The organism is Antarcticimicrobium sediminis (assembly GCF_004348975.1).
GTDB classification, from domain to species: Bacteria; Pseudomonadota; Alphaproteobacteria; order Rhodobacterales; family Rhodobacteraceae; genus Antarcticimicrobium; species Antarcticimicrobium sediminis.
In genome coordinates, this window is record NZ_SMFP01000001.1 from 158,156 (window position 1) to 184,326 (window position 26,171).

Annotated in this window: 26 protein-coding genes; 13 read left to right on the plus strand and 13 right to left on the minus strand. The window is 63.8% G+C overall.

The window, feature by feature from the left end:
- Positions 1 to 60 precede the first annotated feature (60 nt).
- The gene (locus E1B25_RS00700) at positions 61 to 528 is read right to left on the minus strand and encodes an Lrp/AsnC family transcriptional regulator (protein ID WP_132826761.1); all 468 of its coding nucleotides are present in this window, start codon (positions 526 to 528) and stop codon (positions 61 to 63) included.
- A 144-nt stretch (positions 529 to 672) separates the two neighbouring features.
- Between E1B25_RS00700 and cobA the strand changes: the two genes are divergently transcribed.
- The 6 genes from cobA (at position 673) to E1B25_RS00730 (ending at position 5,682) form a co-directional block, all read left to right on the plus strand.
- Positions 673 to 1,482 carry a uroporphyrinogen-III C-methyltransferase gene (gene cobA / locus E1B25_RS00705; RefSeq protein ID WP_245510574.1) on the plus strand — a complete coding sequence of 270 codons (810 nt, stop codon included), beginning with the start codon at positions 673 to 675 and terminating at the stop codon, positions 1,480 to 1,482.
- On the plus strand, positions 1,482 to 1,781 hold the full coding sequence (locus E1B25_RS00710; RefSeq protein ID WP_132826763.1) for a DUF2849 domain-containing protein: 300 nt from the start codon (positions 1,482 to 1,484) through the stop codon (positions 1,779 to 1,781). The genes cobA and E1B25_RS00710 overlap by 1 nt, the downstream gene beginning before the upstream one ends.
- Positions 1,782 to 1,805: 24 nt before the next feature.
- On the plus strand, positions 1,806 to 3,470 hold the full coding sequence (locus tag E1B25_RS00715; RefSeq protein ID WP_132826764.1) for a nitrite/sulfite reductase: 1,665 nt from the start codon (positions 1,806 to 1,808) through the stop codon (positions 3,468 to 3,470).
- A 4-nt stretch (positions 3,471 to 3,474) separates the two neighbouring features.
- Complete coding sequence (locus E1B25_RS00720) at positions 3,475 to 4,269, plus strand: phosphoadenylyl-sulfate reductase (RefSeq protein WP_132826765.1); 795 nt, start codon at positions 3,475 to 3,477, stop codon at positions 4,267 to 4,269.
- Positions 4,266 to 4,721 carry a DUF934 domain-containing protein gene (locus E1B25_RS00725; protein WP_132826766.1) on the plus strand — a complete coding sequence of 152 codons (456 nt, stop codon included), beginning with the start codon at positions 4,266 to 4,268 and terminating at the stop codon, positions 4,719 to 4,721. Before E1B25_RS00720 ends, E1B25_RS00725 begins: the two co-directional genes overlap by 4 nt.
- 100 nt (positions 4,722 to 4,821) lie before the next feature.
- Positions 4,822 to 5,682, plus strand: a complete 861-nt coding sequence (locus tag E1B25_RS00730; protein WP_132826767.1) for a ferredoxin--NADP reductase — start codon at positions 4,822 to 4,824, stop codon at positions 5,680 to 5,682.
- A 91-nt stretch (positions 5,683 to 5,773) separates the two neighbouring features.
- On the opposite strand, the gene E1B25_RS00735 is transcribed toward E1B25_RS00730, so the two are convergent.
- Positions 5,774 to 6,619 carry a translation initiation factor 3 gene (locus tag E1B25_RS00735; RefSeq protein ID WP_132826768.1) on the minus strand — a complete coding sequence of 282 codons (846 nt, stop codon included), beginning with the start codon at positions 6,617 to 6,619 and terminating at the stop codon, positions 5,774 to 5,776.
- Between the two features lie 110 nt (positions 6,620 to 6,729).
- Here E1B25_RS00735 and infC point away from each other — a divergent pair, with 110 nt between their 5' ends.
- Entirely contained in the window at positions 6,730 to 7,377 is a 648-nt protein-coding gene (gene infC / locus E1B25_RS00740; protein ID WP_132826769.1) for a translation initiation factor IF-3, read from the plus strand.
- 207 nt (positions 7,378 to 7,584) lie between these two features.
- On the opposite strand, the gene E1B25_RS00745 is transcribed toward infC, so the two are convergent.
- The 11 genes from E1B25_RS00745 to E1B25_RS00795 all read right to left on the minus strand — a co-directional run bounded on the left by E1B25_RS00745 (position 7,585) and on the right by E1B25_RS00795 (position 18,614).
- On the minus strand, positions 7,585 to 7,920 hold the full coding sequence (locus E1B25_RS00745) for a phasin family protein (RefSeq protein ID WP_132826770.1): 336 nt from the start codon (positions 7,918 to 7,920) through the stop codon (positions 7,585 to 7,587).
- A 75-nt stretch (positions 7,921 to 7,995) separates the two neighbouring features.
- Positions 7,996 to 8,559, minus strand: coding sequence for a hypothetical protein (locus E1B25_RS00750; RefSeq protein ID WP_132826771.1), 564 nt, complete (start codon positions 8,557 to 8,559; stop codon positions 7,996 to 7,998).
- Between the two features lie 97 nt (positions 8,560 to 8,656).
- Positions 8,657 to 9,439: an FAD binding domain-containing protein gene (locus tag E1B25_RS00755; protein WP_132826772.1), complete on the minus strand. Its 783-nt coding sequence runs from the start codon at positions 9,437 to 9,439 to the stop codon at positions 8,657 to 8,659.
- Positions 9,440 to 9,534: 95 nt separating this feature from the next.
- Complete coding sequence (locus E1B25_RS00760) at positions 9,535 to 11,898, minus strand: xanthine dehydrogenase family protein molybdopterin-binding subunit (RefSeq protein ID WP_132826773.1); 2,364 nt, start codon at positions 11,896 to 11,898, stop codon at positions 9,535 to 9,537.
- Between the two features lie 96 nt (positions 11,899 to 11,994).
- Positions 11,995 to 12,480, minus strand: a complete 486-nt coding sequence (locus E1B25_RS00765) for a (2Fe-2S)-binding protein (RefSeq protein WP_132826774.1) — start codon at positions 12,478 to 12,480, stop codon at positions 11,995 to 11,997.
- Between the two features lie 408 nt (positions 12,481 to 12,888).
- The gene (locus E1B25_RS00770; RefSeq protein WP_132826775.1) at positions 12,889 to 13,896 is read right to left on the minus strand and encodes a molybdopterin-binding protein; all 1,008 of its coding nucleotides are present in this window, start codon (positions 13,894 to 13,896) and stop codon (positions 12,889 to 12,891) included.
- Positions 13,893 to 14,867, minus strand: coding sequence for an XdhC family protein (locus E1B25_RS00775; protein WP_132826776.1), 975 nt, complete (start codon positions 14,865 to 14,867; stop codon positions 13,893 to 13,895). The genes E1B25_RS00770 and E1B25_RS00775 overlap by 4 nt, the downstream gene beginning before the upstream one ends.
- Positions 14,868 to 15,091: 224 nt before the next feature.
- Complete coding sequence (locus tag E1B25_RS00780) at positions 15,092 to 15,688, minus strand: DUF6691 family protein (RefSeq protein ID WP_132826777.1); 597 nt, start codon at positions 15,686 to 15,688, stop codon at positions 15,092 to 15,094.
- 3 nt (positions 15,689 to 15,691) lie between these two features.
- Positions 15,692 to 16,243 (minus strand): YeeE/YedE thiosulfate transporter family protein, encoded by a 552-nt coding sequence (locus E1B25_RS00785; protein ID WP_132826778.1) that lies wholly within the window; start codon positions 16,241 to 16,243, stop codon positions 15,692 to 15,694.
- A gap of 112 nt (positions 16,244 to 16,355) precedes the next feature.
- Positions 16,356 to 17,618 carry a vWA domain-containing protein gene (locus E1B25_RS00790; RefSeq protein ID WP_132826779.1) on the minus strand — a complete coding sequence of 421 codons (1,263 nt, stop codon included), beginning with the start codon at positions 17,616 to 17,618 and terminating at the stop codon, positions 16,356 to 16,358.
- Positions 17,619 to 17,705: 87 nt separating this feature from the next.
- Complete coding sequence (locus tag E1B25_RS00795; protein WP_132826780.1) at positions 17,706 to 18,614, minus strand: AAA family ATPase; 909 nt, start codon at positions 18,612 to 18,614, stop codon at positions 17,706 to 17,708.
- Positions 18,615 to 18,818: 204 nt separating this feature from the next.
- Here E1B25_RS00795 and E1B25_RS00800 point away from each other — a divergent pair, with 204 nt between their 5' ends.
- The 6 genes from E1B25_RS00800 to pyrC all read left to right on the plus strand — a co-directional run bounded on the left by E1B25_RS00800 (position 18,819) and on the right by pyrC (position 26,057).
- Positions 18,819 to 19,847, plus strand: a complete 1,029-nt coding sequence (locus E1B25_RS00800) for a glycosyltransferase family 2 protein (RefSeq protein ID WP_132826781.1) — start codon at positions 18,819 to 18,821, stop codon at positions 19,845 to 19,847.
- Positions 19,847 to 22,204, plus strand: coding sequence for a glycosyltransferase family 2 protein (locus E1B25_RS00805; RefSeq protein WP_132826782.1), 2,358 nt, complete (start codon positions 19,847 to 19,849; stop codon positions 22,202 to 22,204). Before E1B25_RS00800 ends, E1B25_RS00805 begins: the two co-directional genes overlap by 1 nt.
- Before the next feature lie 23 nt (positions 22,205 to 22,227).
- Positions 22,228 to 23,289 (plus strand): glycosyltransferase family 2 protein, encoded by a 1,062-nt coding sequence (locus E1B25_RS00810; RefSeq protein ID WP_132826783.1) that lies wholly within the window; start codon positions 22,228 to 22,230, stop codon positions 23,287 to 23,289.
- A gap of 144 nt (positions 23,290 to 23,433) precedes the next feature.
- Positions 23,434 to 23,823 carry an MAPEG family protein gene (locus tag E1B25_RS00815; protein ID WP_132826784.1) on the plus strand — a complete coding sequence of 130 codons (390 nt, stop codon included), beginning with the start codon at positions 23,434 to 23,436 and terminating at the stop codon, positions 23,821 to 23,823.
- A 155-nt stretch (positions 23,824 to 23,978) separates the two neighbouring features.
- Positions 23,979 to 24,968, plus strand: coding sequence for a phosphoadenosine phosphosulfate reductase (locus E1B25_RS00820; RefSeq protein WP_132826785.1), 990 nt, complete (start codon positions 23,979 to 23,981; stop codon positions 24,966 to 24,968).
- A 48-nt stretch (positions 24,969 to 25,016) separates the two neighbouring features.
- Positions 25,017 to 26,057 carry a dihydroorotase gene (pyrC, locus tag E1B25_RS00825; RefSeq protein ID WP_132826786.1) on the plus strand — a complete coding sequence of 347 codons (1,041 nt, stop codon included), beginning with the start codon at positions 25,017 to 25,019 and terminating at the stop codon, positions 26,055 to 26,057.
- Positions 26,058 to 26,171 lie beyond the last annotated feature (114 nt).

Sequence of the window (26,171 nt, forward strand, 5' to 3'; positions counted from 1 at the left end):
AGCAAAGCCGCGCTTGCATTGACCAGACGGCATGCACTGAAATCCCCCTCGCCCACGGCCTCACCCCTCCAACGGCAGATCCGTGGTCGATTTGATCTCCTCCATCGACAACAGCGCGGTGACATTATGCACCCGCACCTCCGAGATCAGCGCCTGATAGAACGCATCATAGGCCCGCGCATTCTTCACCCGCACCTTGAGAATATAGTCAATATCCCCCGCCAGCCGGTGCGCCTCCTGCACCTCGGGCCGGTCCTGCAGCGCCTTGAGAAACGCACCCTGCCAGTCCGCCTCATGCTCCGAAGTGCGGATCAGCACAAAGAAACAGGCCTCGAACCCCAGCGACTCGGCATCCAGAATCACCGTCTGCTTGCCGATCACCCCGGCCTCGCGCAGCTTGCGAATCCGGTTCCACACCGGCGTCTTCGAACTGCCCACATTGCCCGCGATCACATCCAGTGACTGGCTCGCGTCGCGTTGCAGCTCGACCAATATTTTCCGGTCCAGCGCATCAATCCGCACAGACATTCCACACCTCTCTCACATGCAGGACATTCCCTCCCCGTTCCTGGCGTAGGGAAACGTATGTCCTTATTGACCCACCCATATGGCAATCAAACGGGATATTTTCCTATATTAGACCTCAAGTCAATCACACCGGAAGGGCCAGACATGCAGCCGATATCCCATCCCGCCCCCCGCACCGCTTTCGCGCCGGGCACGGTCGCCTTTGTCGGTGCAGGCCCGGGCGATCCCGATCTGCTGACCCGTCAGGCGCTGCGTGCATTGGCACAGGCCGATGTCATCCTGCACGACAGCCTGATCGCCACTGATATCCTTGCCGAGGCCGGCCCCCATGCCCGCCTGATCGAAACCGGCAAACGCGGCTTTGCCCCCTCCATGCCGCAACCCGAGATCAACGCGCTGATCACCTCCCATGCCCGCAGCGGCGCCCGGGTGGTGCGGTTGAAATCCGGTGATCCCACCCTGTTTGGTCGCCTCGATGAAGAGATCGAGGCCTGCGACGCCGCCCGCATCCCGTGGCAGATCGCGCCCGGCCTCACCGCCGCCTCTGCCGCCGTCGCCGCCATCGGTCAAAGCCTGACGCGCCGTGGCCGCAATACCTCTGTGCGGCTGCTCACCGGGCACGACATGGCGGGATTTGCCGATCACGACTGGGCCGCGCTGTCCCGCCCGGGCGAGGTGGCGGCGATCTATATGGGCAAGTCCTCCGCCCGCTTTGTCCAAGGTCGCCTGCTCATGCACGGGGCCGCGCGCACCACGCCGGTCACGCTGGTCGAAAACGCCTCGCGCCCCGATCAGCGCATCCTTGCCACCACACTCGACCGGCTGCCCACCGACCTTGCCGCTGCCGCCCTCAGCGGTCCCGTGCTCACGCTCTACGGGCTCGCCCCCCGCGCCGCCGCGCAGGCCCTGCCAGACTTGACCAACTTGACCGCCACGCAAAAGGAATTCGCCTGATGTCCCGCCCCTTTGGCCACAAGATCGTCACCGCCTCTGACCTGCTAAAGGGCGACGTCATCTACCTGACCGCCGATGACCGCTGGTCGCGCCAGTTGGACGAGGCCGAGCTGATCACCGACGAGGCCCACGCCCAACTGCGCCTGCTGCTTGCCGAGCGGCAACAGGATCACATTGTCGGCCCCTACCTGGCCGAGGTCCGCCCCGGCCCGCGCGGCCCCGAACCCGCCCATTTCCGCGAGGCGTTCCGCGCCACCGGCCCCTCGAACTATGCCCACGGCAAACAGACCGACCTTTAGGTCCGCCCCAAGGAGCACCCCGCGATGTACCGCTATACCGATTTCGACACTGCCTTTCTGGCCCGCCGCAACGCCCAGTTCCGCGCCCAGGTCGAACGCCGCATCGACGGCAGCCTGACCGAGGACGAATTCAAACCGCTGCGCCTGATGAACGGCGTCTATCTGCAACTGCACGCCTATATGCTGCGCGTCGCGATCCCCTATGGCACGCTGAATTCGGCCCAGATGCGCCAACTCGCCTACCTGGCCGAGCGTTGGGACAAGGGCTATGGCCATTTCACCACCCGCCAGAACATCCAGTACAACTGGCCGAAACTGCGCGACATCCCCGATATGCTCGATGCGCTGGGGGCGGTCGGGCTGCATGCGATCCAGACCTCGGGCAATACCATCCGCAACACCACCGCCGATCCCTTCGCCGGGGCCGCCGCCGATGAAATCGCCGATCCCCGCCCGCTGGCCGAGCTGATCCGCCAATGGTCCACCGATCATCCGGAGTTCCAGTTTCTCGGACGCAAATTCAAGATCGCCATCACCGGCAGCCCCAAGGACCGCGCCGTGACCAAGGCCCATGACATCGGCCTGCGCCTCGTCGAGAAAGACGGCGAACCGGGGCTGCAGGTGCTGATCGGCGGCGGTCTGGGCCGCACCCCGATGATCGGTCAGGTGCTGCGCGACTTCCTGCCACGCGCCGACCTGCTGCCCTATCTCGAAGCGGTGCTCGCCACCTACAACCTGCTGGGCCGGCGCGACAACAAGTACAAGGCACGGATCAAGATCACGGTGCACGACCACGGCATCGAGCAGATCCGCCAATTGGTCGAGGCCCGCTTTGCCGAGATCCGCCCGGACTTCACCGGCGCGGACCAGGCGCTGCTGGCCGACATCGAGGCCCAATTCGCCGCGCCCACCTTTCAAAGCGGCGATACCGCCCCCTATGACACCGCCTATGATAACGACCCGGTGTTTCGCTCTTGGGCCGATACCAACCTTGCCCGACACCGGCGCGCCGATCATGCCATCGTCTCGATCAGCCTCAAGGCGCACGGCGAAACCCCCGGCGACGCCAGCGCCGCACAGATGCGCACCATGGCCGATCTGGCCGCGCGCTACGGCTACGATGAACTGCGCATCAGCCACGAACAGAACGTGATCCTGCCGCATGTGCACCGCGCCGACCTGCCGGCAGTCCATGCCGCGCTCAAGGCACAGGGGCTCGCCACCGCCAATATCGGGCTGATCTCCGACATCATCGCCTGCCCTGGCATGGATTACTGCGCGCTGGCCACCGCCCGCTCGATCCCCATCGCACAGGAAATCGCCACCCGGTTCGAGGACCTCAAGCTGGAACACGACATCGGCGAGATGAAGATCAAGATCTCCGGCTGCATCAATGCCTGCGGCCACCACCACGTCGGCCATATCGGCATTCTCGGCCTCGACCGCGCCGGGGTGGAAAACTACCAGATCACGCTGGGCGGCGACGGCGGCCCCGACGCCACGCTGGGCAGCCGCACCGGCCCGGGGTTCCCGGCAGACGAAATCGTGCCCGCGATCGAACGGCTGATGCGCGCCTATCTCGCCCTGCGCGACGGGCGGGAAGAAACCTTCCTCGAAACCTACCGCCGCCTTGGCGCCGACCCGTTCAAATCCGCGCTTTACGACAGCGCCCGTACCAAGGCCGCATAACCCCATGCTTCTTCTTGGCAAAAATACTCCCGCCGGAGGCTCCGACACCGCCGCGATCAAGACCGTCGAGGCGATCGAAACCGTCGAAGCCCGCACCGAACAGGTCGCCCGCCTCAACGCCCGCTATCGCCACCACGGCGCGACCGATGTGATGCGCGCTGCCCTGAGCGAGGCCGGGCGCATCGCGCTGGTCTCCAGCTTTGGCGCGGAATCGGTGGTGCTGCTGCACATGGCCGCCGTCCTTGATCGCGCCGTGCCGGTGCTCTTCATCGACACCGAAATGCTGTTCACCGAAACGCTGGTCTATCAGGGCGAACTCAGCGAACGGCTCGGCCTGCGCAACCTGCAGATCATCCGCGCTGCCGACATCCCGGATCAGGACCCCGACGCGACCCTGCACCGGCGCGACCCCGACGCCTGCTGCGCCCTGCGCAAGACCCGGCCGCTTCAAGTCGCACTCACGGGGTTCGATGGCTGGATCACCGGGCGCAAACGGTTCCAGTCGGGCCGCCGCGCCGCGCTCGATTTCTTCGAGATCGAAAAGGACAGCGGGCGGATCAAGATCAACCCGCTGGCGCATTGGGCCCCGGAGGACGTGAAAACCTATATCGAGGAAAACCGCCTACCGCGTCACCCGCTGGTGGCGCAGGGCTATCCCTCGATCGGCTGCGCGCCCTGCACCTCGCCCGTCGCCCCCGGCGAAGACCCCCGCGCCGGGCGCTGGCGTGGTCGGCAAAAGGACGAATGCGGGATACATTTCGTCAACGGCAAACCCGTCCGCACAGGAGCCAACGCATGACCGACACCGCCCTGAAAACACGCCTCGAACCGGCCCCCGAAACCGTACTCGTCACCGACAGCGGCTTTTCGCTCGACGACTGGACCGGCCCCGAGCACCGCAGCGCCACCCTCGCCCCCGAGGATCTGACCCCGGATCTGGTCCAGAATCTGGCCCCCCGCCTGCCTGATCTCGACCTGATCCGCGTGCCCTTTGCCAGCTTTGCCGACGGGCGCGGCTTCACCCTCGCGCGCGCCTTGCGCCGCATGGGCTATCGCGGCCGGTTGCGCGCCGTGGGTCATGTTCTGGCCGATCAATACGCCATGGCGCGGCGCGCCGGTTTCGACGAGGTCGAAATCGACGCCGCCCTCGCCGCGCGCCAGCCACAGGAACAATGGCGCGCCCGCGCCGACTGGCAGGCGCATGATTATCAGGCCCGTTTGCGCGGCTCGCGTACAGCGCCCAGGCCCTGAAGGTCTTTGCCGGGCGGGTCGATCCCGCAGATTCCCCCTTCACCTGACCTGAATCAAAGATTACTCAGAGGTGCCGGTTATACAAACCGGCAAGGAAACAATGACCGAGATGCGCCCCGTGACAGATTCCGCCACAGATCCCGCCCCCGCGAAGAAACTCACCCTGCCCGACGCCCAGACCGTGACCTTCGTCAAACACTGGACCGACCGGCTGTTCTCCTTCCGGGTGTCGCGACCGGCCTCGCTGCGCTTCCGCTCGGGCGAATTCGTCATGATCGGCTTGATGGGCGATCCCGACCCCAAGACCGGCAAGCAGAAACCCTTGCTGCGCGCCTATTCCATCGCCTCCCCTTCTTGGGGGGAAGAACTGGAATTCTATTCGATCAAGGTGCAGGACGGCCCGCTGACCTCGCGGCTGCAACATATCGAACCGGGCGACGAAATCATCCTGCGCCCCAAACCCGTGGGCACGCTGGTGCATGACGCACTGCTGCCGGGCAAGCGGATCTGGTTCTTCTCGACCGGCACCGGCATCGCGCCTTTCGCCTCGCTGCTGCGCGATCCGCAAACCTATGAGGATTACGACGAGGTGATCCTCACCCATACCTGCCGCGAAGTGGGCGAACTGCAATATGGCAAGGAGCTGATCGACAGCATCCGCAGCGACGAACTGCTGGCGGAACTGATCGGCGAAGGCTTTCACGAAAAGCTGCGCTATTATCCCACCACCACCCGCGAGGAGAGCCCCAAGATGGGCCGCATCACCGACCTGATGCGCTCGGGCGATGTGTTCAAGGATCTTGGTGTGCCACCGCTCTCGCCGGAAACCGACCGCGCCATGGTCTGCGGCAACCTTGCCTTCAACATCGAGATCAAAGAGCTGATGGAAGGCTACGGCCTTATTGAGGGCGCCAATTCTAACCCGCAGCAATACGTGGTTGAAAAAGCCTTCCTCGACTAACCCGCCAAACGCCCCCCCCCAAACACAGAAAAACCGCCCGGCCACGAGGTGAGAGACCGGGCGGTTTCCGTGTGGACGCCAAGGACTGTGTTTACAGCCCCAGCGCCGCACGCACCTTGTCCAGAGCAGCACTCAGCAGCTCGGGATTGTCTTTGGCCTTTTCGACACCGGTCTTGAGCAGCAGCTTCTGCGTCGTACCCAGCGCCGAATTGTCGATCGCCTCGGTCACCTTGTCCATGTCGAACCCGGCGACACTCAGCCAGTCGACATCGCCCGCAGCAGAACTGACCGCATCCCCGGCAGCCCCGGCAGCTGTATCAGTGACAGCGTCGGTGACGGCATCGGTGGCAGTACCGGTAACGGCGTCGGTAGCGGCATCGGTGGCTGCGCCGGAAACGGCGTCGGTGACTGTCTCCGTAGCAGTATCAGCAACGGTTCCGGTCACGCCTTCAACAACCTCATCGACAACCTTGTCTGCGGCCCCGGCAACGCCTTCGCTCACCGCTTCGACTGCGCCCTCTGTCACATCCGCGCCAGACACTACACCGGACACGGCCCCGGACACAGCCTCAGAAACCGTCTCGCTCACCTTGTCAGCGGCGGTATCGGCCATCTCACCGGCCTTGTCCGCAACGGCGTCCGCCATATCCCCGGCGGCGCTGGCGGCATCACCGGCCTTCTCCATGACCTCTGCGCCTGCCTCTGCCGCGTCCTCAACAACGTCAGCAGCGGCTTCTTCAACCGACTCAGCTGCGGTCTCTTCCACGGGTTCTTCCACGGTCACTTCCACCGGGGTCTCTGCCACGATCTCCGGCGCGGCCTCAGGCTTGGCCTCAGGCGCAGCGGTCATCGGCTCGGGCTTGGTCTGCTCCTGATACACATAATACCCGGCACCGAGGGCGCCGGCGGCAATCACGACCCAAAGCAGTTTGTTCATTCATCAATTCCTTTTACACTCACGGATCCCTGCCCGATCGGGCGATCCATTGGCACCCTGTCACCTGACCCTTCTTCGGTGCCGCAGCAAGGGGGAATTCCATCGCATTTATGACCCTGCGAACGCCAATTTGTCGCTTGAAACACCGGGGCCCCAAGTTTATCGTGCAAAATCGAATTCTCCTAGAAAACAACCGAAGGAACAAACCCATAGCTCGCAGACCACACAATGCGCCGCCGACACGTGACACCGGCCCGCGCGTCAACGCAAAGATCCGCTCCAACGAAATTCGGCTGATTGGCGCCGATGGCGACAACGTCGGCGTCGTGACCCCGGCCCGGGGCATGCAGCTTGCCGAAGAGGCTGGCCTTGATCTGGTCGAGATTTCGCCCAACGCAAATCCGCCGGTCTGCAAGATCATGGATTTCGGCAAGTTCAAGTACGAACAGCAAAAGCGCGAAAGCGAAGCCCGCAAGAAGCAGAAGATCATCGAGATCAAGGAAGTCAAATTCCGTCCCAACACCGATACGCATGACTATGAAGTCAAGATGCGCAACGTCATCAAGTTCCTTGAGAATGGCGATAAGGTGAAGGTGACTCTGCGGTTCCGCGGTCGTGAAATGGCGCACCTGAACTTGGGTCGTGAACTGCTCGAACGCGTCGCCGAAGACGTCAAGGAACTCGGCAAGGTCGAGAACATGCCGAAGATGGAAGGCCGTCAGATGATCATGCTGGTCGGCCCGCTGCCGCAGAAATAACTGCGACGCCTGATGCAAATTCCAATCGCCCCCGCCCACGCGGGGGCTTTTTGGTCTCCGACATGATCATCTGATGTCCGACACGACCGCGCTCTCAAGAACGGGGCCCTCAAGAACGGGGCACTATGCCCCTCAGGGCTCGGCAGGGCGCGTTGACCGACACACGCTAACGCGTCCGGCGTCAGCCGCTCCCTCACCGCAGCCCTGTCACTTTCCCTTGGTCCAAGCGCCGCTGCCCATCTCAAAGATCTTGCCGGTTTCTTCGGTATAGCGGTTGATCGCACGCTGCAGGAATTCACCCTGAATATCGTGCATTTCCTTCAGATCCCGGCATTGCATCAACTTCTGATACAGCGCCGCATCCTCCTGCATCCGCTGGGTATAGAACTGCAGCATCTCGGCGCCCATGTCGCTCATCCGCTCCATCCAGTCGCCGCCCATGAACGACATCGCGTTCGTACCCATCTTTTGATACTGCGCCATCAGATCGGTCATGGCCTTGCTGGCGTCCTTGACCGTCTCGTCCTTCTTGCCGGTTGCCATCCTTGGTCTCCTATCTGCTAGGGGGCCGGTCCTGCGGCACTGGCCGCCTGAACCGCCCCGGTTTCACCGCAACACCTATTCGCTCCAATCATGCACATGAACATCCTTGCCGGAATGCTCTTTCATGATTTTCACCGCCAGCCGCTCTTTTTCCTTGTCCGAAACACGCACCCAGACCAAAATTCCGCCGTTTTCAAGCTGCTCCTGATAATACGCAAGGTGGTTCTTTTTGACCCGCCGCGCCAGCAAGGTGCCCAGCACTGCCGCCGGTCCACCCCCGATGGTGATCGCCGCAATCGAGGCCGCCAGCGTGCTCAGCGGGTTCAGCATCGCCAACATGGCAATGTAAGATCCCAGAAAGAAGAACCCGCCGCCAATGGCGCCTTCCAACTCGCCCATCGCCTCTTCCGAGACAAAGGCCGCGCGCGGCGCCTTGGGATTATCCTCCAGATCCTTGGCCTGCCAGAACGAGGAACCGAGCTTTTCCTCCATCTCTGCCTTGCCGCCCAACAGGCTGATGTCATAACGGCTGAACCCTGCGATCATCAGGTCATAGATCGCCTGTTGCAGGGTCTCGAAACTGTCAAACACCCCGACGGCCTCGGGAATATCGATAAAGGTGGTCTTGTCCTCGCCCATCGACGCGCATCCTTCTTGGCTATGTACGGGGTTATTCTACACTCGAAACGCGCCGGCCGGATTGAGCAAAATCAACCCGGCCGAGATCAATCGCTTGTTACATCGCGGCAACCGCGCGCTTGGTCAGCACCTTGACCAGATGCGCCCGATACGCCTTGCTGCCATGCATGTCGCCGATCATGTTGTCCGGATTGATGTCCAGATCCATCAGCGCGTCACTGCGGAAATCATGGTCCAGCGCCTGTTCCGCTTCACTCCAGCGGAACACGCCCTCTTCCGACGCGCCGGTCACCGCCACACGCACGCCAGCGCCGTATTTCGCCACGAAAACCCCGACCAAAGCAAAGCGCGAGGCCGGTTGCTCGAACTTTTGATAGTTCGCCGCCTCAGGCACCGGAAAGCGCACCCCGGTGATGATCTCGCCCTCGTCCAGCGCCGTGGTGAACATGCCCTGGAAATAATCGTCAGCCGCGATCTCGCGCGTGTTGGTCACGATCGTCGCACCCGATGCCAGCGCCGCCGCCGGATAACAGGCCGAAGGGTCGTTGTTGGCCAGGCTGCCGCCGATGGTGCCCCGGTTGCGCACCGCCGGATCGCCGATATTGCCCGCCAGCGCCGCCAGCGCCGGATAGGCCCCGGCCTGCGCCGCCACCGTGGCATGGGTGGTGCCGCCGCCGATGGTCACGACACCGCCCGCGGCGCTGACGCCCCGCATCTCGGCGATGCCGGTCAGGCTCACCAGCTTGGTGGGACTCGCCAGCCGCTGCTTCAGCGTCGGGATCAGGGTCTGCCCCCCGCCCAGCGCCTGCGCCTCCTCCGCGCCCAGCGCCGCGACCGCATCGGCCACCGTGGCAGGCTTCTCAAACTCGAAATTATACATCTCGTCTCTCCTTCAAGAGGTCCGGGTCCCCCCTTTCCTCTTACTTGAAATATCCCGGGGGGCGCGGGGGGCTGGCCCCCCGCTCCCGCCCTTGATCAGCCGTGCATCGCCTGCCAGACCCGCGACGGGCTCAGCGGCATGTCGATATGGGTGACATCGCGCCCGGCAGATTGCAGCGCATCAATCACCGCGTTGACCACCGCCGGCGGGCTGCCGATGGCGCCAGCCTCGCCACAGCCCTTCACCCCCAAGGGGTTATGGGTGCAGGGCGTAGCACAGGAATGGTCCACCTGATAGAACGGCACATCGCTGGCCCGTGGCATGGCGTAATCCATGTAGGACGCGTTCAAAAGCTGGCCGTTCTCGTCATAGACCGCCCCCTCCAGCAGCGCCTGCCCGATGCCCTGGGCCAGCCCGCCATGGACCTGCCCCTCGACGATCATCGGGTTCACCACATTGCCGAAATCATCCGCCGCCGAGAACCGCTCGATGGTGACCTTGCCGGTCTCGGGATCGACCTCCACCTCGCAGGCATAGGCGCCCGAGGGATAGGTGAAGTTCGACGGGTCATAGAACGCGGTTTCCTCCAACCCCGGCTCGATCTCTTCCAGCGGATAGTTGTGCGGCACATAGGCAGCCAGACAGACATCGCCCCAAGCCACCGACTTGTCGGTGCCCGCCACGCTGAACGCGCCATCCTTCAACTCGATATCGGCATCTGCGGCCTCCATCAGATGCGCCGCGATCTTCTTGGCCTTGGCGATGATCTTCTCGGTCGCCCGGAACATCGCCGAGCCCCCCACCGCAAGGCTGCGCGAGCCATAGGTGCCCATGCCCATCGGGGTTCTGGCGGTATCGCCATGGACGATCTCGACCATGCTCTCGTCGATGCCGATCATCTCGGCGATCACCTGCGGAAAGCTGGTCTCATGGCCCTGACCGTGGCTATGGCTGCCGGTCATCACCACCAGCCCGCCGGTGGCATTGACCCGCACCGTGGCGCTTTCATACAGCCCGGCGCGCGCACCCAACTGGCCGACAAGGTTGCTCGGCGCGATGCCGCAGGCCTCGATATAGCAGTTCATGCCCAGTCCACGCAGCTTGCCCTTGGCCGCGCTCGCCTCCCGGCGCTTGGCAAAGCCTTTGAAGTCCGCCATCTCCTCCAGCTTGTCCATCGTGGCATGGTAATCGCCGGTGTCGTATTCCACCGCCACCGGCGTGGCATAGGGAAACTCGGTGATAAAGTTTTGCCGACGCAGTGCGATGGGGTCGACGCCCAGCTCGCGCGCTGCCTTGTCGATCACCCGTTCCAGCTGATAGGTGGCCTCGGGCCGCCCGGCACCGCGATAGGCATCGACCGGCACCGTATTGGTGAACACCGCCTTGACGTTCACATAGATCAGCGGCGTCTTGTAGTTCCCCGCCATCAGCGTGCCATGCAACCAAGTCGGCACCGAGGGCGCAAAGGTCGACAGATAGGCCCCCATATTGGCCATCGTATCGGTGCGCAGCGCGATGAAATTGTTATCGCTGTCCAGCGCCAGTTCGATCTTGGTCACGTGATCGCGCCCATGCGCATCCGAGATGAACGCCTCGGAGCGGCTGGAGGTCCATTTCACCGGCCGGTTCAACGCCTTGGCGGCAAAGGTACAGAACGCCTCTTCGGCATAGTGAAAGATCTTGGTGCCGAAACCGCCGCCCACATCGGGCGCCACCACCCGCAGCTTGTGCTCGGGGATCCCCAACACAAAGGCCCCCATCAAAAGCCGGATCACATGCGGGTTCTGGCTGGTGGTGTACAGGGTGCTGTCGCCGCTGGCGCGGTTGAAATCGCCCACCGCAACGCGCGGCTCCATCGGGTTGGCAACCAGCCGGTTGTTGACCAGCTCCAGCGTGGTGACATGTGCCGCCTTCTGGAACGCCTCCTCGACCGCCGGCTTGTTCTCCTCGACAAAGCCCCAGTCATAGCAAAGGTTACTGGTCAGATCATCGTGGACCTTGGTCGCGCCCTCTTCCAGCGCCGCCTTCATGTTCACGACCGCCGGCAGTTCCTCGATATCCAGCTCGATCGCCTCGGCGGCATCGCGCGCCTGTGCGGCACTCTCGGCCACCACGGCGGCAATCGGGTCGCCCACGTGGCGCACCTTGCCCTGCGCCAGAACCGGGTGCGCCGGCTCCTGCATCGGCTGGCCGTGCTTGTCGGTGATCTGCCAGCCGCAGGGAATGCTGCCGACGCCTTCGAAATCCGCGCCGGTAAAGATGCGCAGCACCCCGGGCATCCCTGCGGCGGCCTCGGTGTTGATCCCGTTGATCTTGCCATGCGCCACGTCCGAGCGCAGGAAATGTACATAGGCCTGCCCGCGCAGATTGATGTCGTCGGTATAATTCCCGGTTCCGCTCAGGAACCGTATGTCTTCGCGCCGCTTGGGGCTGGCGCCGATACCGTGATCCTTCGGCATGTCTCGTGTCTCCTCCCTGTGAGGAATAAGTGGCCCGTTTGCCCCTGCGCCCCTTGTTGGCGTCAGGGCAGAGTGCCGCCCTCCCTCATGTCCTTGTTACTCTGCCGCGATGGCGCTCACGTCCTGACCGCTGGCGGCCATGATCGCCTTGACGATGTTGTGATAGCCGGTGCAGCGACAGATATTCCCCTCCAGGTAATCACGTATCTCTGCCTCGCTCGGCTTCGGGTTCTCTTTCAAAAGCGCCGCTGCGCTCATCACCATGCCGGGGGTGCAAAATCCGCACTGCAACCCGTGATGATCCTGAAACGCCTGCTGGATGGTGTTCAGCGTGCCATCGGGCGCGGCCTGCCCTTCGATGGTTGAAACCTCGGCCCCCTCGGCCTCCAGCGCCAGCATGGTGCAGGATTTCACCGCTTCGCCATTCACATGTACCACGCAGGCCCCGCATTGGCTGGTATCACAGCCCACATGGGTTCCCGTCAGTTCAAGCTGGTCGCGCAGAAACGACACCAGCAGGGTGCGCCCCTCCACATCACCGCTGGCGGCCACGCCGTTCACGGTCATCGACACCTGTGTCATGAATTCCTCCCGGTTGATTTGATGCTCTATCGAGGGGGAGTTAAACACGCGAATGCTGCGTTGAGAACAGAAATCTTTGGTTGAATTTGGCGCAAGGCTCCGGACCCTGCCCTGCGAAAAGGCAGCGCCCGATCCACGCCAAACGAAAAGACAGAGAGAGGGAATGCGGAACAACCCTAACGAGAAATAAGCGACCCCCCGGAACCAGCCCTTTGCCCGCGAATCCTCGATGCCCCCTACGCCGGGGTGTCAAAAGACGCTCACCTAATCCCAGCTCAGATCCGGGGAGGGCTGCGCGGTGTTCGGTCCGCGAAACCCGCACTGTACAAAACGGGCCGAAAACGCCCCAAACCGGCGGATCTCCCCCTTAGACGACAGGGCGAGATCGTACAAAACCGCCCCGAAACTCTACGTTTCGGCTTTGCGCCCAGCCCGGGGCTGCGGTCGCGTCGGGATCTCCTTGAGCAGCCCGCCGACCCCCATCGCGGCAATATCAGCCTCGCTCACCTCCAGCCCACAGGCCACGCGGCTCAACACCCAATCCACCCCGTTCAACGCCGGGGAACGCGCGCAGCCCGGCAGACCGATCACAGGACGCCCGGACAAATCCCCCAGAAACAACAGGTTACCTGGATCAACTGGCATCCCGAACCGCTCCACCCGGCCACCCACCTGACGCAGGGCAAGCGGCGCCACATCGTCGATATCCATCGTGGCCGAACCGGTCAACACCAGCACCATCTGCCCCTGCGCCGCCGCCAAAGCCGGCACCAGATCGGCCCCGCGATGCGCAACGCTTGTGCAGTCAAGCATTTGAATTTCCAGCGCATTCAGACGCGCTTCAATCACCCTGCGGCCCTTGTCCTCACTCGGACCGCCGGGCACCTGCGTGATGATGAGCGAGGCGGTCTCAAAAACCGGGCGCGCCAGCCTCAACGCACCGCGCGCCACTGAACATGCGCGTGCAATCTGTTGTTCTGAAACGGCAAATGAGATCACCTTGATCGTCGCCACCATGCCGCCCGGCGTCATCTGCTGGAAATCCGGCACCGTCGCGATGGTGATCATCGGCTCCACCCGGTTGAACGCCTCCAACGCCGCCACGTCCAGCCGCACCACCCCCGCGCCATCGGCCAGTACATTCACCCGCCCGGTGAACGGCGCAGTCACCCGCAGCCCAACCGCCTCCGGCTCAGGCACCAGCGCCGCGGCAAGCTGTTCGGCGGCGGTGTTTTCGTGCAGGTCGCCGGGATCGAGCCGGGCCACGATCACCTCGTCCACGCCCCCGGAACGGATCTGATCCAGATGTTGAGCTTCCAGCTTCAACCCTTTCCTCAGCCTCACTTTTTCCAGTTTAATGGAATGGGCGAGATAGGCGCCTTCAGCCTCGAACACCGGGACCGGACCAAACCTCATTCGGCGCGCCCACGCAGCACCGCTGTCATCTGCGCCAGAATCGAAACCGCGATTTCTGCCGGCCCCGCCGCCCCGATATCAAGCCCGACCGGCCCGTGAATCCGGGCGATATCCCCGTCGCTGAACCCGGCCTCTTTCATCCGCTCCACCCGCTTGCCATGGGTCCGGGTCGAGCCCAGCGCGCCAATATAGAAACACGCGGCCCGCAGCCCGGCCTCCAGCGCCGGATCGTCCAGTTTCGGATCATGGGTCAACAGCACCAGCGCGGTGCGCGCATCCAGCCCAAGCTGCGCCACCGCGTCATCCGGCCAGTCATGCAGCAGGGTGACATCGGGAAATCGCTCGGGCGAGGCAAAGGTCTCGCGCGGGTCAATCACCGCCGGGTCATAGCCCGCGATGCGCGCCATCGGCACCAGCGCCTGCGCGATATGAACCGCCCCGACTACGATCAGACGCAGCGGAGGATTATGAATGGAAACAAAGGTTTGCCCGTCGTCCTCAAAGCCGGATCTATCCATGCGCATACGCTCCGGATAGGCCCCGTGCAGCAGCCTGCGCACCCCGCTGTCCAAGTTCACCTCATAGGCCACCGGCTGCCGCGCGGCGCGCGCCGCGACCAGATCCGCCAGCAACGCCTCGGGCATCGCGGCCCCCACCGGCTCCACCAGAACCCGGATGGTGCCGCCACAGGCCAGACCCACGGCAAAGGCATCTCCGTCGCTCACCCCGAATTCCAGCATCCGGTGCTCGCCATCCGCAAGTGCCTCCTGCGCCTCGACGATCACCGCCCCCTCAACGCAGCCACCCGAGACCGAACCGGCAATCTCTCCCGCACCCGAAATGGCAAGCTGTGCCCCCACCCGGCGCGGGGCACTGCCCCAGGTTTCGACCACGGTGGCCAGAACGGCGCCGCGCCCGTCGCGATGCCATGCGAGGGCGGTTTCGGGAATGGTGTCGAAATTCTGGGCCATGATCGCTCCGTCCTGCGGACCTGAAAACAAATGATGCGGGTCAAACGCAGGTCAGCATAGGCGACGCAAGGGGCCAGCGGCAAGCTTGCCGCACAGGGAGGGAGTAAGCAGAGAATGAGGGGGCAAAAGTGGCCCGGCAAGAACACGGGACGCCGGGCCAGTTGCGCGCGACCGGAAGACTCGGCCGCGCCCCGGGGCCCGCGAAGGCCCCGGGACTTCTGGACTTATTCGGCCGGCTGTTGTGCCGCGCCGCCGGGCTGCCCCGCAAGACGATCCGGCAGGGCAAAGGCCAGCACGATAAAGCCAAGCCCCAGCACTAGCCCCATGATATCGCCCGGTAGGGCCGTGATAGCCTCGAACTTCGAGCCCGGCACCAGCCCCAGCGTGACCTTGCCCCCGAGGATGGAGTCAAGCAGGCCGCTGGCCTTCCACGACGGGTAGGTGACCATATAGGCCGCCGCGCCCAGCAGGCCGCCAGCAATGAAGTAGAGCGCATCCTTGCGCCCCGTCCCCGCGGCGACGACACCGGTGCCCGGGCAAAAGCCCGCCAATGCCCAGCCAGCGCCCAGCATCAGACCGCCGATAAAGACGCCGACATAGGCAGCCTTGACCGACATATGGCCGACATTCACCAGCCCCAGCATCTGACCGCCGAACATCAGGACAGAGCCGACACCGATGGCCAGCAGGATGGTCTTGGCCAAGCTCAGATTGGTCAGGTTCAGCATCCGCCCGATGATCGTCGGGTTGGTGGCCCCGACCCGGTCGAGCACAAAGCCGAAAAGACCCCCGATGACGATTGCGAGAATGATCGAAGTCATTGCTCAGGCCTCCTTCTTATAGAGCATCATGGCCACCGGCACCGCCGCCGCAAAGGCGCCCGCCGTAAAGAGGTAGCCCGAGATCGAGGTCTGCATCATCCCCGACATCATGTGACCCGAGGTGCACCCGCCCGCCAACCGCGCGCCATAGAGCACGATAAAGCCGCCAACGAAGACCGCGATGTTGCGCTTGGCCACGCTGTCGCCGAAATTGGCGCGCCACAGCGCCGGCATGGCGCGTTCGGCCTTGTCCAGCCCGCCGCGCATCTTCACCGACACGAAACCGCCCAGCACCATCGCGATCACGAAGACAAGGCTGTAGTTCAGCGGGTTCGCGACCGATTTGGCGTATTTACCCCCGGATTTCGCCAGATAGGCGTTGCTCGAGGTATAGCCCTCGTCCGTTTGCGTCACCAGATCAGGAGACACCAGATCGGCGGCGATCCCGTCAAGGATGACGAATTGAGTCGAGACACCGATCGGCTTGACCAGCAGGACAGCGGCGAAGAACACCAGCCCCAGCATCAAGCCGCCGATTTTCCAGTTCAGCGTCATGTTCATTCCTTTCGCACACGTGCTTCATTGTGCGAGAATATTAATCATATTCCATTTACGGAATGATTCAGATCAAATGCGAAATGGAGCAAACGTGCGCGTGCGCAGGGAATCACCCCCGAAGCTGCGCCATCAATCGGGCCTTTTCACCCGGATCATCGCGGCGTGACAGCGCTTCGGCCAGATCCTCCAGCGCGGCGATGTTATGACCGGCGCGAAAGCTGTCCACATGCGGCAGCATGGCGGCGATGCCGCGCGCTTTTGGTGCGAACCCTTCCCAGCGCAACAACGGGTTGAGCCAGATCACCTTGCGCGCCGACAGGTGCAAACGCTCCATCTCGCGCGCGAGCTGGTCGGGGGAGTCGCGGTCCAGCCCGTCTGTGATCAACAGAACCACCGCGCCCTGCCCCATCACCCGGCGCGACCAGTCGCGGTTGAATGTGTGCAGGCAAGCCCCGATGCGGGTGCCGCCCTCCCAGTCCTGCGCCTCGGCCCCGGCGGCGGCGAGCGCAGCATCAACATCGCGTTGGCGCAGATGGCGGGTGATATTGGTCAGCCGCGTGCCAAAGGTGAAGGCATGCACCTTTGCCCAGCCCTGCCCCTTGGCGTTGGAGACCGCATGCAGGAAATGCAGCACCATGCGGCTGTATTGGCTCATCGAGCCCGAGATATCGCAAAGCACCACCAGATTGGGCCAACGCGGACGCGGTTCGGCCCGGCGCAACGCACCCATTTCGCCGCCGCGCCGCATCGCCTCGCGCAGGGAGCGGCGCAGATCATAGCGCTGGCCGGTAGAGCTGGCCTGTGCCCGGCGCGAGGCGATCGGTTTCACCGGCAGGGTCAGCCGTGCGAGCATCCGCTTGGCGCGGGCGATCTCTTCGGTGCCCATCTGTTCGAAATCGAGACTGCGCAGACGTTCCTCGCCCGACATGGTGCGCGAGGCGTCGATCTCGATCTGGACCTCCTCCTCGCGCTTGGGGTCCTCAAACTCGGGCAGATCGCCCTGTGCACCATCCAGCAACGCCTCGGCGGCGCGTTTCTCGGCCGCCTGCGCCGTGCGCTCCTGCTGCACGCCACGCACGGCGGGCAGCATCATCGCCATCATGTGCTCCATAAAGCGAGGGTCTCGCCAATACAGGCGGAACACCTGGGCAAACACCTGCGCATGTTCCGGGCGCGAGACGAAACAGGCGCGCAGGGTATAGAAGAAATCGGTTTTCGAGGTGAACCCCGCCGCCTCGACCGCGCGGATCGCGTCGATCACCCGCCCCGTCCCGATCGGCAGCCCGGCCTTGCGCAGGGCGCGGGCGAACCAAGTGATGTTGTCGGTCAGCTTGCCATTTTCCGGGATATCGAGGGCGGGGTATTCAGTCATGGCGCCCCCGCCGTGACCGCAGCAGCGGGGGTTTTGCACCCCCGCCCCCCGCAGAGTATTTCCCGGCCAGAAAACCCACCATCGGCGTCACGCCGGGGCCAGTTCGGCGCGCACCTCATCAAGGATGCGTTTGGCCTCGCCGCCCTGAATGCGCTGGATATCATCCTGGTATTTCAGGATTGCGCCCAGCGTGTCGGCGATCACCTGCGGGCTAAGCGACACCACATCGAGCGCCAGCAGGCATTTGGCCCAGTCGATGGTTTCGGCCACGCCGGGTTTCTTGAACAGATCCTCGGTGCGCAGCTTTTGCACAAAGGCCACCACCTCGCGGCTGAGCGTCGCTGCGGCCTCGGGGGCGCGGGCGTGCAGGATTTCGATCTCACGGTCGAAATCGGGGTAATCGACCCAATGGTACAGACAGCGCCGTTTCAGGGCGTCGTGCACCTCTCGCGTGCGGTTCGAGGTCAGGATGACGATGGGCGGCTCGGGCGCGACGATCGGGCCAAGCTCGGGGATGGTGACCTGATACTCGGACAGCGCCTCAAGCAGAAAGGCCTCGAACGGCTCGTCCGTGCGGTCGATCTCGTCGATCAGCAGCACCGGCGCGCCATGCTGGTCAGGTCGCATCGCCTGCAACAGCGGCCGTTCGATCAGGTAGTCGGGGCCAAACAGCTCGCGCTGCAACAGGTCACGGTCGGCGTTACCTTCGGCCTCGGCCGTACGGATGGCGATCATCTGCGCCGGGAAGTTCCATTCATAAACGGCGCTTGCCGCATCCAGCCCTTCATAACATTGCAACCGGATCAGCCGACGGCCCAGCGCCGCCGCCAGCGCCTTGGCGATTTCGGTCTTGCCGGTGCCGGCCTCGCCCTCCAGAAACAGCGGCCTGCCAAGTTTCAGCGCCAGAAAGGTAACCGTGCCCAAGGCCCGGCCACAGACATAATCCTGCGCCGCCAGTTGCGCCTGAACCGCATCGATTGAATCGGGTATCTGCATTCTATTCTCCCTGCCCTGAACAGGCCACGAGACGGCGCGCGGGTCAAGCCGGGCGTGGGACCGCTGCGTTGACGCCCCCGTTGACGCCCTCTGTGCAAGCTGCGATTGTTTGCGCAACGACGACGGGGGCAAACCCCGCCCGGTATGGTACACAGTGAGCAGAGGCGGCACCGCTTGGCGGCAGCGGCCAGCAAAGGAGGCAACATGCGGATCACCGCGGTGACCTGCGTGAAAAACGAGGGACCATTCCTGTTGGAGTGGATCGCCTTCAACCGGCTGATCGGGGTGCGCGATCACCTGTTCTATTCCAACGATTGCTCGGACGGGACCGACCGGCTGCTGGATGCGCTGGCGGCGCGTGGGATCGTACGGCACCTGCCCAATCCGGCCAAGGGGCGCAACTATCAGATGGAGGCGCTGAAACACGCCGCGCATCAGGCGGTGGTGAAACAGGCAGACTGGCTCTGGATTGCAGATGTGGACGAGTTTTTGAACATCCATGTGGGCGATCACACCCTGCCCGCGCTGGTCGAGGCCTGCGGCGATCCGCAGGCGATTTCCGTCAGCTTCCAGTTCTTTGCCAATGGCGGCATCGAGACGTTTGAGGATGCCCCGGTCATTTCCCAGTTCACCCACAGCCACAACCCGGACATTTGGTGCGACGAAACCGCGATCGAGGTCAAGTCACTGGTACGGCAGGATTTTCCGCTGCAGTATTTCGGCGCGCATCGTCCGTTCTTTAAACGCAGTCTGGGCAAGGACAAGCGCCCGCGCTGGACCGACGGGTCGGGGCGACCGGTGCCCTACAAGTTCCTGATCGCCGCCAATCCCAGCCGCATCCGCAAGTTTCCCGCCCGGGGCGCGCGCGATTTCGCGACGCTGAACCATTATGCGCTGCGCTCGCTCGACAGCTATCTGGTCAAGAACGACCGCGGCGACGTGAACCGCGAACACCGCGCCTTTGACGACAGCTATTGGCGCGAACGCAACGATCCGGCTTGGGAGGATACCAGCATCCACCGTTACCTGCCCGCCCTGCGCAAGGCGTTGGAGGCGTTGAAATCCGACCCCGAGATCGGCGCATTGCATGACGAGGCGGTGGCATTGCACCGGGCCAAGCGCGACGAACTGCTGCGCCAGCCCGGCTATCGCCAGATGCGCGATCAACTGCGCGCCGCCCCCACCCTGCCGCCGCAGGAAGAAGCGATGCTGGCACGGCTGGGGCTAAACTAATGCGGATTTATCTTCATATCGGCCCGCAGCACATGGGCGCCGCCCGCCTGCATCAGGTGCTTGACGCCAAGCGCGCCCAGCTCAAGGACCAGGGGGTGCTGTTCCCCAAGTCGCCGGGGGCGAAGAACCACACCCGCCTTTACATGGCGGTGAGCGATCCCGATCATATCGACCCGCTGCGGTTCAACCGCGGCTTCATCGCGCCGGAGAAGCAGGAAACGCTGTATCACATGCTGGGCCGGACCTTGGCGCAGGATGTGGAGAAAGCCAGCCCCGAGACGTTGATCCTGTCGGCCGAACAATTGGGCAGTTCGCTGCATCGCCGCTCCGAGTTGGAGCGGCTGCGGGCGCTGCTGACGCCGCTGTCGCAGGACATCCGCATCATCGCCCATGTGGACGAGCCCGCCCGCGCGCTGACCCGCGCCTATGGCGGGCAGATGCTGGAGGGGCGCGCCGCACCGCTGTCGCGCGACTTGGATCTGGCCGCGTCCGGGCGCGACTGGTGGGCGGCCAGCCTTGAGGCCGCGCCCGCCCCCGATCCCGCTGGCGGGCAGTTTCTGGAAACCCAGGCGCCGTCGTTCTGGCTGGACTACGGCGCGCTGGTGCGGTTCTGGGAAAGCGTGTTCGGGGCGGGCTCGGTCACGTTGCGCCCCTATGATCCGGGGTTATTTTATGGCCCCGACGCCACGGAAGAATTGCGCGCCGCCTTTGATATCGCGCCAGACCTTGGCAAGGTCGACCCGGTGCCTATGCCCGTCGCGCCCTCGGCCCCATGGCTAACCCGCGCGCGCCAACTCAATGCGCTGCTGCTCCGGGTGCTGGAGCATCACAAGCGTATCCTGCCCCGGCCCCTGTGGCGCGGGTTTCTGGACGAAATCGCCATCGACGGGCCCCCGATCGCACCGGGCGCGCTGGCCCCGATCTCGGCCCGGTTCGCCGCCGATCTGGAGACACTGGGCGCGGCCCATCCGGCGCTGACGCCTATGGTCTTGCACCCCGACGCCCCGCTGCCCGACTGGCAAGAGCCCGACCCCGAGCGCGGCTATCGCGCCTCGCAATATCTGGCGAGCTTCATGGAACAGATCGATGCCGTCTCAAAGGACGAGCATGCGACGAAACATGCCGATCTGGCACAGGTGGACGGGCAATCCCCCACCGCCGAACCAGACGGGTTAAGCGACACCGGGCGCCGCGTGATGCCGCCGCTGGCGGTGGAAAAGTTTCATCACCTGAAAACCACCCCCTATGCGCCGCACAATCGGCTTGGCACGGTGGACGAGGAAACCCCGGCCGCCCCCTATGCACCGGCACCGCGCCGCACGCTGGCCGAAGGCTCCAGCGGCAATGTGATCGTCGGCTGCATGAAGAACGAGGCCCCCTATATCATCGAATGGGTGGCCTATCACCGCGCCATCGGCGTCGACAATTTCCTGATCTATACCAATGACTGCACCGACGGCACCGACGAGATATTGGGCCGGTTGCAGGACATGGGCGTGCTCGAACATCGCAACAACGACGAATGGCGCGGCAAATCCCCCCAGCAACACGCCCTGAACATGTCGCTGAAAGAGCCGGTGCTGCGCAACGCCGAGTGGCTGATGCACATCGACGTGGACGAATTCGTCAACGTGCGCTGCGGCAACGGCACCTTGCAGGATTTCTTTGACGCCGCGCCGGAGGCCACCAATGTGGCGATGACCTGGCGTCTGTTCGGCCATAGCGGTGTGACCCAGCTGGAGGATCGCTTTGTCGTCGGGCAATTCGACCGCTGCGCCCCGACCTATTGCCCCAAGCCGCATACGGTCTGGGGCTTCAAGACGCTGTTTCGCAATATCGGCGCCTATCAGAAGCTGAGCTGCCACCGCCCCAACAAGCTGGAGGACGCCAAGCGCGATCAGGTGCTCTGGGTCAACGGCTCGGGGCAGGACATCACCAAGGAAACGGTGGACAATGGCTGGCGCAGCTCCAAAAGCTCGGTCGGCTATGACCTGCTGCAGCTCAACCATTATGCCCTGCGCTCGGCCGAAAGTTTCCTGATCAAGCGCCAGCGCGGCCGCGCGCTGCATGTAGATCGCTCGATCGGGCTGAACTACTGGATCCGGATGGACTGGGACGATGCGCGCGACGTGACGATCCAGCGCAATCTGCCGCGCCTAAAGGTCGAATACGACAAACTGATGGCGGATGACCGGCTGCGCAGCCTGCACGACAAGGGGCTGGCGTGGCACCGCGCCAAGGCGGCCGAGTTACATGCCATGCAGGAGTTTCAAGATCTCTATCGTCAGGCGTTGGAGATCCGCCTCACCGGGACCGAGCGGGCGGCCTATGCGCTGGCGCTTGATCTGGAAAGCTGAACGGAAACGGAGGACACGGAACGGTGAACCGGCAGCCCAAACGCATCCTTGCGGTGCTGAGCCTGCGCAACGAGGCGGCCTTTCTGCTGGATTGGCTGGCCCATCACCGCGCCGTCGGCTTTACCGATTTTCTGGTGCTGTCGAATGACTGTCAGGACGGCACCGACGCGATGCTGGACCGGCTGGAGCAACTGGGCTGGCTCACCCATCTGCGCAACGATGGCCCCTATGACAAGGGCGGCATCCAGTTCACCGGGCTGAAGCTGGCCGATCGGCACAAGCTGGTGAAAAAGGCCGACTGGATCATGGCGCTGGATATCGACGAATACGTCAATATCCACGTCGGCGACAACACGTTGTCGGCGCTGCTGGAGGCGCTGCCGCAGGCCACCGCCATTACCCTGACCTGGCGGCTGTTCGGCAATGCGGGCAAAATGCGCTATCACGACCAGCCGGTGAGTGAGACCTTTACCCGCTGCGCCCCGACGGTGATGTACTGGCCGTGGCGGGCGGCGATGTTCAAGACGCTGTACCGCAATGATGGCATTTATCGGAAACTTGGCGTGCACCGCCCGCGCAGCGCCGACAAGGACCGGCTGGACGCGGTGCATTGGTACGATGGCGAGGGCCGCGCGCTAGAGGATCAATTCAAGCTGACCCGTGTGTTCAACACCTATGGGCGCTCGAACTACAAGCTGGCGCAGCTCAACCACTATGCGCTGGGAGCGATGGAAAGCTTTGTTCTCAAGGCGGATCGCGGGCGCGCGGTCCACTCCGATCACATGCTGGACATGGATTACTGGGTCGAACGCAATTTCAACACCGAGACCGACACCACGATCCGCCAAATCGCGCCCAGAAGCGCGCCGCTGCGCGAAGAGCTGCGTGCCGATGCCGAACTGGCGCAGCTGCACGACGCGGCTGTCGCCTGGCGCAAGGCGCGGTTCCTGCACCTGATGGAGCTTGAACCGTTCCGCGCGCTGTTCGCCCGGCTGCTGATGACACCGCCCTCGCGCCCGATCTCGCTGACCTCTGCGCGCACGCTGGCGGGGTTCGCCAACCTGGGACAGATCAAGCACAGCTGAGGCGCCCCGGTTCGGGCCCTCGGTTCTGGCCCCCACCCCCGCGCGGCTTGGCAGTTTCCGAAACAGGGCCGATATCACATATTAACTTTCCGGCCCGTCCGCGATAGGGCGGAAACCAAAGCCATTCACATCAGGACACGAGATATGCCGCTTACCGTTACCGCTTTTTACGCCGGGCTTCTGGGCGTTTTCTATGTCGGGCTCAGCCTTTGGGTCATCAAGATCCGCGCAGCACAGAAAATCGCCAGCGGCGACAACGGCAACCCGGTGATGCAGAACGCCATGCGCACCCATGCCAACTTTGCCGAATATGTGCCGATGGGCCTGATCCTGATCGGGCTGGGCGAGGCGCAGGGCATGCCGGCCCTTGCCGCGCATGCGCTTGGCGCGGCGCTGCTTCTGGCCCGCTTGATGCACGCCTTTGGCATGGGCCGAATGCCCCATACCTCGGCCCTGCGCGGCGGCGGTGCCGTGCTGACGTTCCTTGTGCTGCTGATCGCGGCGCTGGCCAATATCGGCCACGTCTTGTTCTAAACGCGGGCTGGCCCGCGCGCCACGACGCGGGCACCGCACCACAGAACCACCCGGAAACCGGCCTGAGAATTTCCCAATTTGGCCACAGTCTCGCTCTAGCTTGATCTTGCGCCAAACCGGCCCGGTAAGTGGTCGGAACAGATGAGGACGGCATCATGCAGGACCAGAATCAAGACCCAGATTCAGCGGACGAAGAGAACGGGATCGAGAGCTCGCTCGCTGATCTGGGCAAGGCCGAGTGGAAGGCCGCGCTGATCGCGCAGGCCGAGGCACATGGCATGGCGCAGGATCTGGGCGCGCGCCATTTCGCCACGTTCATCGACAAGAAACCCACGCTTCTGGTCACCTTCGAGACCATTCAGGGCGTGCGCGCCCTGTCCGAGACCGCCCAACCCTTTGGCTTTGACATGGTCAAGGCGCAGGGCTGGTCGCATCTGTGCCTGCTCTCGGACGGCGACACCTGGTTTCGGGCGCAAGAGGTTTACGCCTTTTTCGACCAGCTGATCGACGACGGCTTTTTCGAGGATTTCGACCGCGTGGTGTTTTATGGCGCCGGGCCTTGTGGCTATGCCGCCGCCAGCTATTCGGTGGCCTCCCCGGGCGCGACGGTGATCGCGGTGCAGCCGCAGGCGACGCTGTCGGCGCGGATGACGGAATGGGATGATCGCTTTGTCGAGATGCGCCGCACCGATTTCACCGATCGCTATGGCTATGCCCCCGACATGCTGGATGCGGCCGAGCGCGCCTTTGTGATCTATGACCCGCGCGAAACGCTGGACGCGATGCATGCCACCCTGTTCGAGCGGGCCAATGTTTCGCGGCTGCGGATGCCCTTCATGGGCGGCGCGCTGCAAACCCAGTTGATCGAGATGAAGATCCTCTATCGATTGTTGTCGCTGGCCGGGGCGGCCAAGCTGAACGAGCAGAAATTCTACAAGCTGTACCGCGCGCGGCGCGATCACATGCCCTATCTGCGCAACCTGATGACGCATCTGGACCAGAACGAGCGGCCCTATATGACCACGCTTTTGTGTCGCAATGTGACCTCGCGCGTGCGGGCACGGCGGTTCCGTCGCCGGCTCGACCAGTTGGAACAGATGGCCGCAGACGGGGACTTTACACCGCCGCCGCCCGCGGCGGAATAGGCGCCCGCCCTCTGGTCGCGACCGCATCGCTGTGCTAGCGAAACGGCCATGACCCAGACCCTCACGCTCCGCCGTCCCGACGACTGGCACCTGCATCTGCGCGATGGCGAGATGCTTAAGGCCGTTTTGCCCGAAACCGCGCGCGATTTCGCCCGCGCCATCATCATGCCCAATCTGGTGCCGCCGGTGGTGACCGGGGCGCAGGCCAGCGCCTATCGTGATCGCATCCTTTCCGCCCTGCCCGAGGGCATGACGTTCACGCCGCTGATGACGCTGTACCTGACCGAGCAGACCGATCCCGAGGATGTCGCTGCGGCGGCGCAAAGCGGCTTGATCACGGCGGTCAAACTTTATCCCGCCGGGGCCACCACCAATTCGGCCAGCGGCGTGCAGGATTTCGACAAGGTCCGCGGCGTGCTGGAGACGATGGCCGAGATCGGGCTGCCGCTTTGCGTACATGGCGAGGTGACAGATCCGGCGATCGATATCTTTGACCGCGAGGCGGTGTTCATCGAGCGGGTTCTGGACCCGGTGCGCCGGGCCACGCCGGGGCTGCGGGTGGTGATGGAACATATCACCACAGCGAACGGCGTCGACTATGTGGCATCGCAAGACGACATGGGCGGCACGATCACCACGCATCACCTTGTGATCAACCGCAACCATCTTCTGGTCGGTGGCATCCATCCGCATTACTACTGCCTGCCAGTGGCCAAGCGGGAAGAACATCGTCAGGCCTTGGTCGCCGCCGCGACCGGGGGCGACGCGCGGTTCTTTCTTGGCACCGACAGCGCGCCGCATACCGATCCCAACAAGGAAAGCGGCTGCGGCTGCGCCGGCTGTTTCACCGCCACCAACACCCTGTCGGTGCTGGCCGAGTTGTTCGACCGCCAAGGCGCGCTGGACCGGTTGGAGGGGTTCACCTCGCTGCATGGCCCGGCGTTTTACCGGCTACCGGCGAACGAGGAACGGATCACGCTGGAAAAGGGCGGCCCGGTTTCTTACCCGTCTCATATCGAAACCGGCGAAGGCCCGGTCACCGTGTTCGACCCCGGCTTTCCGCTGCACTGGCGGGTGGTCGGGGCCTGACCAGCACGCTTTTCTGCTCCCCCCAAACCGACAACACAGCCAGTTGCAGGGGGGATACTCGTCACGTACCACGCGATTTTGCAGGAAAACCGCACTTGACGAATTGTCAGGATT

Coding starts and splice junctions, on each gene's coding strand:
- pyrC (WP_132826786.1), top strand. CDS start 25,017: ATGACCCAGACCCTCACGCTCCGCCGTCCCGACGACTGGCACCTGCAT.
- E1B25_RS00775 (WP_132826776.1), bottom strand. CDS start 14,867: ATGGCCCAGAATTTCGACACCATTCCCGAAACCGCCCTCGCATGGCAT.
- E1B25_RS00780 (WP_132826777.1), bottom strand. CDS start 15,688: ATGACTTCGATCATTCTCGCAATCGTCATCGGGGGTCTTTTCGGCTTT.
- E1B25_RS00750 (WP_132826771.1), bottom strand. CDS start 8,559: ATGGGCGAGGACAAGACCACCTTTATCGATATTCCCGAGGCCGTCGGG.
- E1B25_RS00735 (WP_132826768.1), bottom strand. CDS start 6,619: ATGAACAAACTGCTTTGGGTCGTGATTGCCGCCGGCGCCCTCGGTGCC.
- E1B25_RS00725 (WP_132826766.1), top strand. CDS start 4,266: ATGACCGACACCGCCCTGAAAACACGCCTCGAACCGGCCCCCGAAACC.
- infC (WP_132826769.1), top strand. CDS start 6,730: ATGACCCTGCGAACGCCAATTTGTCGCTTGAAACACCGGGGCCCCAAG.
- E1B25_RS00785 (WP_132826778.1), bottom strand. CDS start 16,243: ATGACGCTGAACTGGAAAATCGGCGGCTTGATGCTGGGGCTGGTGTTC.
- E1B25_RS00800 (WP_132826781.1), top strand. CDS start 18,819: ATGCGGATCACCGCGGTGACCTGCGTGAAAAACGAGGGACCATTCCTG.
- E1B25_RS00770 (WP_132826775.1), bottom strand. CDS start 13,896: ATGAGGTTTGGTCCGGTCCCGGTGTTCGAGGCTGAAGGCGCCTATCTC.
- E1B25_RS00820 (WP_132826785.1), top strand. CDS start 23,979: ATGCAGGACCAGAATCAAGACCCAGATTCAGCGGACGAAGAGAACGGG.
- E1B25_RS00760 (WP_132826773.1), bottom strand. CDS start 11,898: ATGCCGAAGGATCACGGTATCGGCGCCAGCCCCAAGCGGCGCGAAGAC.
- E1B25_RS00795 (WP_132826780.1), bottom strand. CDS start 18,614: ATGCAGATACCCGATTCAATCGATGCGGTTCAGGCGCAACTGGCGGCG.
- E1B25_RS00815 (WP_132826784.1), top strand. CDS start 23,434: ATGCCGCTTACCGTTACCGCTTTTTACGCCGGGCTTCTGGGCGTTTTC.
- E1B25_RS00805 (WP_132826782.1), top strand. CDS start 19,847: ATGCGGATTTATCTTCATATCGGCCCGCAGCACATGGGCGCCGCCCGC.
- E1B25_RS00715 (WP_132826764.1), top strand. CDS start 1,806: ATGTACCGCTATACCGATTTCGACACTGCCTTTCTGGCCCGCCGCAAC.
- E1B25_RS00720 (WP_132826765.1), top strand. CDS start 3,475: ATGCTTCTTCTTGGCAAAAATACTCCCGCCGGAGGCTCCGACACCGCC.
- E1B25_RS00710 (WP_132826763.1), top strand. CDS start 1,482: ATGTCCCGCCCCTTTGGCCACAAGATCGTCACCGCCTCTGACCTGCTA.
- cobA (WP_245510574.1), top strand. CDS start 673: ATGCAGCCGATATCCCATCCCGCCCCCCGCACCGCTTTCGCGCCGGGC.
- E1B25_RS00765 (WP_132826774.1), bottom strand. CDS start 12,480: ATGACACAGGTGTCGATGACCGTGAACGGCGTGGCCGCCAGCGGTGAT.
- E1B25_RS00755 (WP_132826772.1), bottom strand. CDS start 9,439: ATGTATAATTTCGAGTTTGAGAAGCCTGCCACGGTGGCCGATGCGGTC.
- E1B25_RS00790 (WP_132826779.1), bottom strand. CDS start 17,618: ATGACTGAATACCCCGCCCTCGATATCCCGGAAAATGGCAAGCTGACC.
- E1B25_RS00730 (WP_132826767.1), top strand. CDS start 4,822: ATGACCGAGATGCGCCCCGTGACAGATTCCGCCACAGATCCCGCCCCC.
- E1B25_RS00745 (WP_132826770.1), bottom strand. CDS start 7,920: ATGGCAACCGGCAAGAAGGACGAGACGGTCAAGGACGCCAGCAAGGCC.
- E1B25_RS00700 (WP_132826761.1), bottom strand. CDS start 528: ATGTCTGTGCGGATTGATGCGCTGGACCGGAAAATATTGGTCGAGCTG.